At 51.6% G+C, this 7,896-nt stretch carries 10 protein-coding genes; 7 read left to right on the plus strand and 3 right to left on the minus strand.

The genetic code is table 11. The annotated features are described in order from the left end of the window. Nucleotides 1-448 precede the first annotated feature (448 nt). Nucleotides 449-1,345 (plus strand): formylmethanofuran--tetrahydromethanopterin N-formyltransferase, encoded by an 897-nt coding sequence (locus ACXJJA_RS06000; RefSeq protein ID WP_456487312.1) that lies wholly within the window; start codon nucleotides 449-451, stop codon nucleotides 1,343-1,345. A 26-nt stretch (nucleotides 1,346-1,371) separates the two neighbouring features. After that, a complete protein-coding gene (gene cyaB, locus ACXJJA_RS06005) occupies nucleotides 1,372-1,905 on the plus strand; it encodes a class IV adenylate cyclase (RefSeq protein ID WP_456487313.1) in 534 nt (177 codons plus the stop codon). Here the strand turns inward: cyaB and ACXJJA_RS06010 are convergent. Further along, nucleotides 1,902-2,477, minus strand: a complete 576-nt coding sequence (locus ACXJJA_RS06010) for an adenylate kinase family protein (protein WP_456487314.1) — start codon at nucleotides 2,475-2,477, stop codon at nucleotides 1,902-1,904. The genes cyaB and ACXJJA_RS06010 overlap by 4 nt on opposite strands. A 254-nt stretch (nucleotides 2,478-2,731) precedes the next feature. Between ACXJJA_RS06010 and ACXJJA_RS06015 the strand changes: the two genes are divergently transcribed. Beyond that, nucleotides 2,732-2,854, plus strand: a complete 123-nt coding sequence (locus tag ACXJJA_RS06015) for a hypothetical protein (RefSeq protein ID WP_456487315.1) — start codon at nucleotides 2,732-2,734, stop codon at nucleotides 2,852-2,854. A 106-nt stretch (nucleotides 2,855-2,960) separates the two neighbouring features. Here the strand turns inward: ACXJJA_RS06015 and purC are convergent, their stop codons facing one another. After that, entirely contained in the window at nucleotides 2,961-3,719 is a 759-nt protein-coding gene (gene purC / locus ACXJJA_RS06020) for a phosphoribosylaminoimidazolesuccinocarboxamide synthase (RefSeq protein WP_456487316.1), read from the minus strand. Between the two features lie 134 nt (nucleotides 3,720-3,853). Between purC and ACXJJA_RS06025 the strand changes: the two genes are divergently transcribed. The 4 genes from ACXJJA_RS06025 (at nucleotide 3,854) to ACXJJA_RS06040 (ending at nucleotide 7,577) form a co-directional block, all read left to right on the plus strand. Next, nucleotides 3,854-5,092: a hydroxymethylglutaryl-CoA lyase-like TIM-barrel protein gene (locus tag ACXJJA_RS06025; RefSeq protein ID WP_456487317.1), complete on the plus strand. Its 1,239-nt coding sequence runs from the start codon at nucleotides 3,854-3,856 to the stop codon at nucleotides 5,090-5,092. A gap of 131 nt (nucleotides 5,093-5,223) precedes the next feature. Continuing rightward, on the plus strand, nucleotides 5,224-6,726 hold the full coding sequence (locus ACXJJA_RS06030; protein ID WP_456487318.1) for a DHH family phosphoesterase: 1,503 nt from the start codon (nucleotides 5,224-5,226) through the stop codon (nucleotides 6,724-6,726). A gap of 2 nt (nucleotides 6,727-6,728) precedes the next feature. Then, nucleotides 6,729-6,980, plus strand: a complete 252-nt coding sequence (locus ACXJJA_RS06035; RefSeq protein ID WP_456487319.1) for a hypothetical protein — start codon at nucleotides 6,729-6,731, stop codon at nucleotides 6,978-6,980. Nucleotides 6,981-6,998: 18 nt separating this feature from the next. Beyond that, a complete protein-coding gene (locus ACXJJA_RS06040) occupies nucleotides 6,999-7,577 on the plus strand; it encodes an adenylate kinase (protein ID WP_456487320.1) in 579 nt (192 codons plus the stop codon). 108 nt (nucleotides 7,578-7,685) lie between these two features. Here ACXJJA_RS06040 and ACXJJA_RS06045 read toward each other — a convergent pair. Then, nucleotides 7,686-7,896: transposase family protein (locus tag ACXJJA_RS06045; RefSeq protein WP_498038913.1), on the minus strand; the 211-nt coding region annotated here is incomplete at its 5' end.

Here is a 7,896-nt window from a genome sequence, read left to right on the forward strand (position 1 = left end):
TTTACAAGATTTCGGCGAGAAAGCTTATGGTTTGAACCGAATCGCCGTTAGGTTTATATATTGTTTGCAATTTTGTTATTAGCGAGGCTGCGGGTATATCCTGCAGTCAGGGGCTGCGGTGAGCCAGCCCCGTCGTGAAGCTCGGCTCCGGAGCGGTGCTCCTCAAGGAGCCTGGGCGGAGAGGCGTGAAGCTCCCGCCTTCAGTCGTGGAGCAGCTCACATGTAAGCGGTATAACATAGATAAAATCAAAAATGTTAACGGAAAACGTAATCACTAAATGAAGCGTCACCAATAGACATGAATACATTGCTCAGCGTGATGCTTTAACAAAAGCTGTCAGAACTCAAAATTGTTATATCAGTGATGACAGCGAGTTTATCACCCACCAGTTTTCTTCCCGCTAAAAACATTTTTATTGGGAAGTTGTATTTCATAAAAGGTGATTTGATGATCGAGGATACGTTTTGTGAAGCCTTCGATGGGCTTTTTGTGCGTCTTTGCGTGACCGCCGGCGATGAAGAGCTCTTGAAAAGAGCAGCGTTTGGCGCCACCGCTCTGCCGTGCACGGTTTTCGGCGAGTCTGAAGGCGGCGTGGAGTGCTTTTTGAGCAAGGATGAAACGCCTGACGGGCGTAAGGGTGCGATCATACAAATATGGACGAGTTATGACCCAAAGGACGTGCAAGGCTCGGTGGAGCGGCTAGAATTCGAGCTTTCAAAGCGGGTGCGACAGGGCATCCTTGTGGTGCCAACTACGGCGGTCTTCGACGCTCCGCTCGAGAGCGTGGAAGCAAAAGGAAAAATAGACACGATGCGACGGATCGGGCATTGTGGCGACGGCTACGAGACCGTCGAAGAGCGGCACGAGCGTGAGGTAATAGTAGTGCCGATAATGATGGGCGAGTTCATAATCGAGAAACAGTTGAGCTATGGGGTCGGCGTGATGGGCGGAAACGTCTGGTTCTTCTGCGACTCGATGCGTTCCGCTTTGGAGGCGGGGAGGTGTGCCGTCGCCGCCGTCCGAGACGTTAAAGGCGCAATAACGCCGTTCGATATTTGCTCTGCGGGTTCAAAGCCCGAAACGAAGTTTCCTGAGATCGGACCGACGACGAACCACCCGTTCTGCCCGACGCTTCGCAACAGCATTCCGGACTCGAAGGTGCCGGAGGACGTTGCCTCAATCCCGGAAATAGTAATAAATGGCATCTCGCTCGACATCGTCAAGAAGGCGATGCGAGCAACCATTAAAAGCGTCGAAGGTGTGTCGGGTGTCCTTAAAATATCGGCGGGCAACTACGGCGGGAAGCTTGGGAAATATAAAATTTACTTGCGGGAGCTTGTTTAAGGTGGGCAGCGACGACGCTTAGTGAAATGTTTGAGGTCGAGGTCAAAGCCAGAATAGGTGAGGAGACGAAAGGGCTCATCAGGGCTCGCTGCAGTTTTTTAAGGGAGGAGCGGCATGTTGATATTTATTTCGACGCTCCACACCGGCGGCTTGCGGAGAGCGGGGAGGTTCTGCGCTTGCGTCAAGTGAACGAGCGGGCGATGCTGACTTATAAGAAAGGAAGGGCGGACGCCGACGTTCGTGTGCGAGAGGAGCTTGAGGTTTCCGTGGAGAGCGGTGACGCAGTCGCTAAGATTCTCAAGAAGATGGGGTTCAGGGTGCTCGCCGAGATAAGGAAGCGGCGGGAAGTTTTCGAATTTAACGGCTGCCATGTCTCGCTCGACGACGTTGAGGGGCTTGGCGAGTTTTTGGAGGTGGAAGTGAAGTCCGAAGACGTCTCAAGTGCCAAAAAGAGAATACTTGCCCTCCTACAGGAACTCGGCGTGAGCATTGCCGCTGTGGAAAAACGCCCCTACATTCAACTTTATCTCGAAAAGTTCGGCAACGCCGCTCAAAGCTAACGCCACTCGCTCAGAGCCTCGAGCCTGTGCGTCCAATCCAGAGTGCCGGGCTTGTATTTCTCTTTCACCACGTCCAGCTTTCCACTTCTAATGGCTTCAACAATTTCTTTGATGCACGCCGCCACTTCTTCAACGCTTTTCTCGCTCGTGTCTATCTCGAAGACACTGTCGTTGCCACAAGCCTCTAAGGCTTCGACGAGAATTACATCCAGAGCCTCAGCCTCAGCATTCTCCCTAATCTTCTTTTCAGAGAAGCTTTCACTTCTGAGACGCCTCACGAGCACGAGCGGGTCTGCCCTTAGGACGATAACGAAGTCGGGAGAGACCAAATGCGCCAGATGGCTTTCCAAAAGCACGTCGCCGTTTAACGTTCTGACAAATTTTCGCAATTTTTCCAGATCGGCAATATAGCAACCACGCTCCTCGTCAAAGCCCTCGTAAAACCGCTGCCCCTCCACCACTTTGTTAAGTTCGACGAGTTTCAGCCCGGAAGCGTCGCCGTGAGCCTTCATGAAAGCTTTGCACGCACTCGTCTTTCCAGTTCCAGGCGTCCCAGTCACTGCGATCTTCATATTCCTAACAATGCATGGTATGTCAAGAAGTTTATGGAAACCACCGCACGTCGCAGCCTAAACACGCTCACGACGGGAATTCCATCGATTAAAGCCCCGAAATTGCAGGGAAAGTGTTAAAATCGCAACTCCGAGTATCGGGAACTTCAAAATCTCAGTAACACTTAAACTATAAAGATTGAAAATCGTGAGATACTTCGTCCTCGTGATGTCAATGAACTCTGAAAATCAGACCAAGGTGGGATTGAAAGTCTATGCGGGGGCTAGCGCAGTATTTACGAATTGCTGAAAATCAGACCAAGGTGGGATTGAAAGTTCTGAACGAACTTGCGAAAAACGTAAAGACAGCAGTGAAAATCAGACCAAGGTGGGATTGAAAGCTCTTTCCTCACACGCCTCGCTCTCTTCTCCAGAGTGGTGAAAATCAGACCAAGGTGGGATTGAGAGGTGCAGTTTTGGAAGTTGAGGATAGGGTTGGAAGCATCAAACCGAGTTCAGCGTTGAGCCACAGATCCTCTTATAAACCTCCAGGTAAACCTCAGACAAATCTCCTTTATCCTCTCTGAAAACGTCTTTGTCGAGGCTTACAATTTCGCCACGCTCGTAAGCGGTGGCGTCCCAGAAGCGGCAGACGTCTGGCGTCCCCACCTCATCAGCGAGCAAAATCTCTCTTTTATTATTCCTCCCGAACTCCAACTTGAAGTCCGCAAGAATTATGCCTCGCTCACGCAAGAACCCGCTCATCACGTTGTTCACATGCAACGTCGTCTTCTTTATGAGTTCAAGTTCGTCGTCGGTAAGCCACCGTCGCTCCAAAATCTCAGACTCTTTTATCGGGCGGTCCACCTCCTCGAACTTCGTCGTGAACTCCACAAACGGCTTTTCCAGCTGTTCGCCCTTGCGCAAGCGGCTGCTGCCCAAATTAAGCTCACCCCGGTCGTAACGCCGCCACAGCGAGCCATAGAGGTGATTTCGGCAAAGCACCTCCACGGGGATTATCTCAAGACGCTCCGCCACGAGGCGGTTCGGTGGCACGAAACGCTTGAAGTGCGTTTTCACGCCAGCAGCTTCCAGCTTCTTGAACCAGAAGCAGGAGAGACGGCAGCAGACCTCCCCTTTTTTCAGGAACTCCGCCTTCTTTTGCCCGTCGAACGCCGTCACGCGGTCGGTGAAAACGAAGACCACGTCGCCCGCATCGTCCAGATAAACATCCTTCGCCTTGCCCACCCGCAAGAGCTCCATACCGCTACACCTCAAATTTTTGTAACAATGTCCCCTCAGACCCAATAGCACCATATTGTACGGCGCTTAGGGAAACCTTTTTATTCTGGTGTGTCAATAGAAGGGGGTGGTTAAAAAGCTTTTGGCAGGCAGGGATGGAAATGTTTAGGCGTTACGAGGACATGCCGAGGATAAAGTTGCCCGACGGGCACGAGATCTTCGTCAGCGATTCTACAATCCGTGAAGGCGCACAAATGCCCGGCATCGTCATGAAGAAAGAGCACAAAGTCAAGATTTTCGAGTTCCTGCACGAAATCGGCATAGAAAAAACGGAAACCTTCCTCTACGACGAAAGCGACCAGTTGGCGGTCAAGGAAATGCTAGACTTTGGCTACGAACGCCCCGAAGTCACAGGCTGGGCACGGGCGAGGCACAGCGACATCGATTTGGTGCTTGATTTAGACCTGGCGGAGACTGGAATTCTGATGTCCGTTTCTGACACGCACCTTTTCGATAAAATAGGCTTTAAGAGACGAGAAGAAGCGGTGGAACGCTACCTCGATGCGCTGGATTACGCACTAGCGCACGGGTTACGGGTGCGCTGCCACCTCGAAGACATAACGAGAGCAGACGTTGAGGGCTTCGTGCTGCCGTTCGTCAAGGAAATTCTTGAAAGAGATAAGAATGTCATCCTCCGCATTTGCGACACGCTGAACTACGGCATTCCTTTCATGACTGAGTTCCCTTACAGCATCCCGAAGATTATCGTTGCATTGAAAAAGATGGGAGCCAAGAACATCGAGCTGCACATCCATGACGACTTCGGCATGGGCACGACAATCTCGCTCGTGGGCTTCTGGTATGGGGCGAACTGGTGCAACGCTACGTTCCTCGGCATGGGCGAGCGTGCTGGCGTCGCCGAGCTTGAGAAGATTCTGGTGTTCCTCGAATTTCGGGTCGAGGGCTTCCACAAGTATAATCTGGAGTGCCTGTCGAGATTTGCAGAATACATGGAGCGGGAGGTCGGCATCCGAATCCCGAAGAACAAAGCTGTCGTCGGCGAGAACGTCTTCGCTCACGAAAGCGGCATCCACACAGACGGCGTTCTCAAAAACCCATTCACCTACGAGCCCTTCCCACCGGAGCTTGTCGGCGCAAAACGCCATTTCATCATTGGCCCCACTTCCGGCATTAGCGTCCTGAAACACAAGGCGGAGCGTATGCTCGGCGAACTCCTCGGCACAAACTTCACCCTCGACAAGAACGATGAGCGACTGAAAGCCCTCCAAAATTTCATTAAACGCTCCTACGACGACGGCAGAAGCTCCTGTTTCTCTGACAGTGAGCTTAAGGAACTCGTGCGCCGCTTCTTCGCAGAAGTGCTGCAGAAATGAATGTTAGAAGCTAAACGGCTGAGAAACATCTCGAAAAATCAAAACCGTTTATATCATCAGCTTTTATATATGTTGCCGGGGTCTTACACGAGCCTTAATAAGCCGAAAATATTTTAAGACTGACAGAATCATTGTTTAAAAAAGCCTCTGGGAGGAGGTGTGTTACGGTTAGCGAAGGGGAGTCAGCGAACGAAAGCGAGCAGCGGCGAAGTAGGTGTTTAATATTAGGGTGTGGGAGTTTAGGGTTTGCGGTTGCCCGTGAGTTAAAGAGTAGGGGCTTTGACGTCCACGTCGTAGACATTGACGAGACGAGACTAGAGCTTCTCAAGCAAGAGGGATTTAGCACGCTCGCCTGTGACATAAGAGAGGAGAACACCGCTAAAAAGCTGACGAGACAGAACTGCGACTTCGACGTGATTTTCATCCTGAGCAACAGCGCCGAGACGAACCGTCTGGCGCTCCTGAACATAAAAAAGGAGTTCTCAGATGCTTATGTCGTCGTGAGAGCCACGGATGCGAAGGAGAAAGAAGAATTAGAGGGGCTCGGCGCCGACGTCGTCCTCTTCCCGCTGGACATCATCACAGAGGCGGCAGTGCGGCAGGTCGAGAAGATAAAGACGGAAAAGCGGATGAAAAGGCTCATACGCACGATAAAGAGCATAGGAGAGAACAGAAAATATGGAATAGTCGTGCATGACAATCCTGACCCGGATGCAATAGCATCTGCTCTCGCACTCAGATACATAATGAAGGAAAATGGTATCTGCGCCGACATACTCTATGGCGGCATCATTGGGCACCAGGTGAATCGGGCGTTCGTGAACTTGCTGGGCATTGAAATGCGGCGTATCGAGAGCGACGTCTTGAGAGAGTATTCGAAGTTTGCGCTCATCGACGCTACGGTGCCCGGCTCCAATAATTCACTGCCTGCGGGCACGAAAGTGAGTATAATCATAGACCATCATCCTGCGAGCAACGGCGTTGATGCGGAGTTCTACGACAGAGAGGAGCTGGGCGCAACCTCTACAATTCTGACAAAATATCTGCGGTGGCTGAACCTTCCAGTTGATAAAGTCCTCGCAACCGCTCTCCTCTATGGCATAAAGACCGACACCAACGGATTCAAACGTAATGCGCATCCTGAGGATTTCATCGCTGCTGCCTTCCTTTATCCAAGGGTAGATAGGGAGCTGCTCGACCAGATAGAGACGCCGCCGGTGTCGGCAGAGACCGTGAACATCATCGGAAAAGCCATCCAAAACAGGAAAATAAGACATAGCTACCTGATTTCGAACGTTGGGTTCATTGCCAATAGGGATGCGTTGGCGCAAGCCGCCGACTACCTTCTGAATCTCGAAGGCGTTACCGTCGCCATCGTAATTGGAATGAACGATGAGAACATTTACGTTTCAGGGCGGAGCAAGGACATCCGAGTGAATCTCGGCGAGGCTTTCAGGCAGGCTTTCGATAAGATAGGGTCCGCGGGCGGGCACTCGACAACAGCAGCAGCGCAGATACCTCTTGGACTCTTCAGCGGCGTTAAGGAAAAAGATACCCTGATAAAGCTTGCAGAGGACGCTATAACCAAAAGGTTTCTTGCGGTAATAGGCGTAGATGACGGGGGAGAGGGTTAGGAATGGTGGAAAGGGAAAAGGGCGAGAGGCGGAGCTGTTTAAAGTGTAAGCACTATGTTATGTCGTGCGACTTCGGCGAAAATCGAGGGCGGACGTGCTTTGACCTCTGTGACGTGCGGGGGCGTCTGCCGACTGCTGCTTTTTCCTTCCATGACGTCTGCTGCGCCCCGGACACGATTTTCTGCATGCAAGCTTTCGAATGCCTTGAGGACATTGCTGAAAACTGCGAATACTACGAAGAAAAAGAAGAGTAGCGTTTAGGAGGGAGCTAAATGGCAGTAATCGTCGTTACCGGGATTCCGGGTGTTGGTTCCTCGACGGTGCTGAAAGAGGCATTTAAGCTTGATGAAGAGCTTTCTAAGGAATTTATTGTAGTGAATTACGGCGACGTGATGTTTGAAGTCGCTCATGGCAAAAAACTCATAAAACACAGAGACCAGCTGCGGAAGCTGCCTGACGAGACGCAGCGTGAGATTCAGAGACTTGCGTGCGAGAAAATCGTCAAGCTTGGCAAGAACATAATCGTGGATACGCACTGCACTGTAAAAACGCCCGCCGGCTATCTTCCAGGGCTTCCGGAGTGGGTTCTGAAAGCGCTGAAGCCGAAACAGCTCGTCATCGTCGAGGCGAACCCTGACGAAATCTGGCGGCGGCGAACCGCCGACAAGACAAGACAGCGGGACGTAGAGGGAGATAAGGGAATAGAGGAGCACCAAAGTATGAACAGAGCGGCGGCAATGGCTTACGCTGCTCTCACAGGTGCCTGTGTGAAGATTATAGAAAACCACGATGGTGCCGTCGAGGCGGCGGCTAAGGAGTTCTTGGAACTACTTAGACTCGTTAAAGATTAATAAGGTAATTGCCCATATAGTCAAAGTCGGGGGATAATGAGCTTATTGAGAGGGTTGTGGAGTTAAGAAGCGAATTAAGGCGAAAGCCACTCCTGACATCCTCACGCCCTAAAGGGTGGAGGTTCCTGCTCCTACCGAGAGGAGCAGAGGGCGAGTCACCGCCCGGTTAATGACCCCCGCAGGGAGTCTCTCCCCCTGAGCGAGCCTTATATTTATACAACCTACTGCATCTCTATGGGCTTCCAGCCCGCATTTCATGCATTTAACAGTCTGCCGCTCTTTGTTACGTGTTTTGAGCCGCCGCAGCGTGGGCATTTGC

The organism is Candidatus Alkanophaga liquidiphilum, from assembly GCF_053996935.1.

Bases quoted from the DNA above. Each gene is read 5' to 3' on its own strand.
- ACXJJA_RS06000 (WP_456487312.1), top strand. From the start codon at position 449: ATGATCGAGGATACGTTTTGTGAAGCCTTCGATGGGCTTTTTGTGCGT.
- cyaB (WP_456487313.1), top strand. From the start codon at position 1,372: ATGTTTGAGGTCGAGGTCAAAGCCAGAATAGGTGAGGAGACGAAAGGG.
- ACXJJA_RS06010 (WP_456487314.1), bottom strand. From the start codon at position 2,477: ATGAAGATCGCAGTGACTGGGACGCCTGGAACTGGAAAGACGAGTGCG.
- ACXJJA_RS06015 (WP_456487315.1), top strand. From the start codon at position 2,732: ATGCGGGGGCTAGCGCAGTATTTACGAATTGCTGAAAATCAGACCAAG.
- purC (WP_456487316.1), bottom strand. From the start codon at position 3,719: ATGGAGCTCTTGCGGGTGGGCAAGGCGAAGGATGTTTATCTGGACGAT.
- ACXJJA_RS06025 (WP_456487317.1), top strand. From the start codon at position 3,854: ATGGAAATGTTTAGGCGTTACGAGGACATGCCGAGGATAAAGTTGCCC.
- ACXJJA_RS06035 (WP_456487319.1), top strand. From the start codon at position 6,729: ATGGTGGAAAGGGAAAAGGGCGAGAGGCGGAGCTGTTTAAAGTGTAAG.
- ACXJJA_RS06040 (WP_456487320.1), top strand. From the start codon at position 6,999: ATGGCAGTAATCGTCGTTACCGGGATTCCGGGTGTTGGTTCCTCGACG.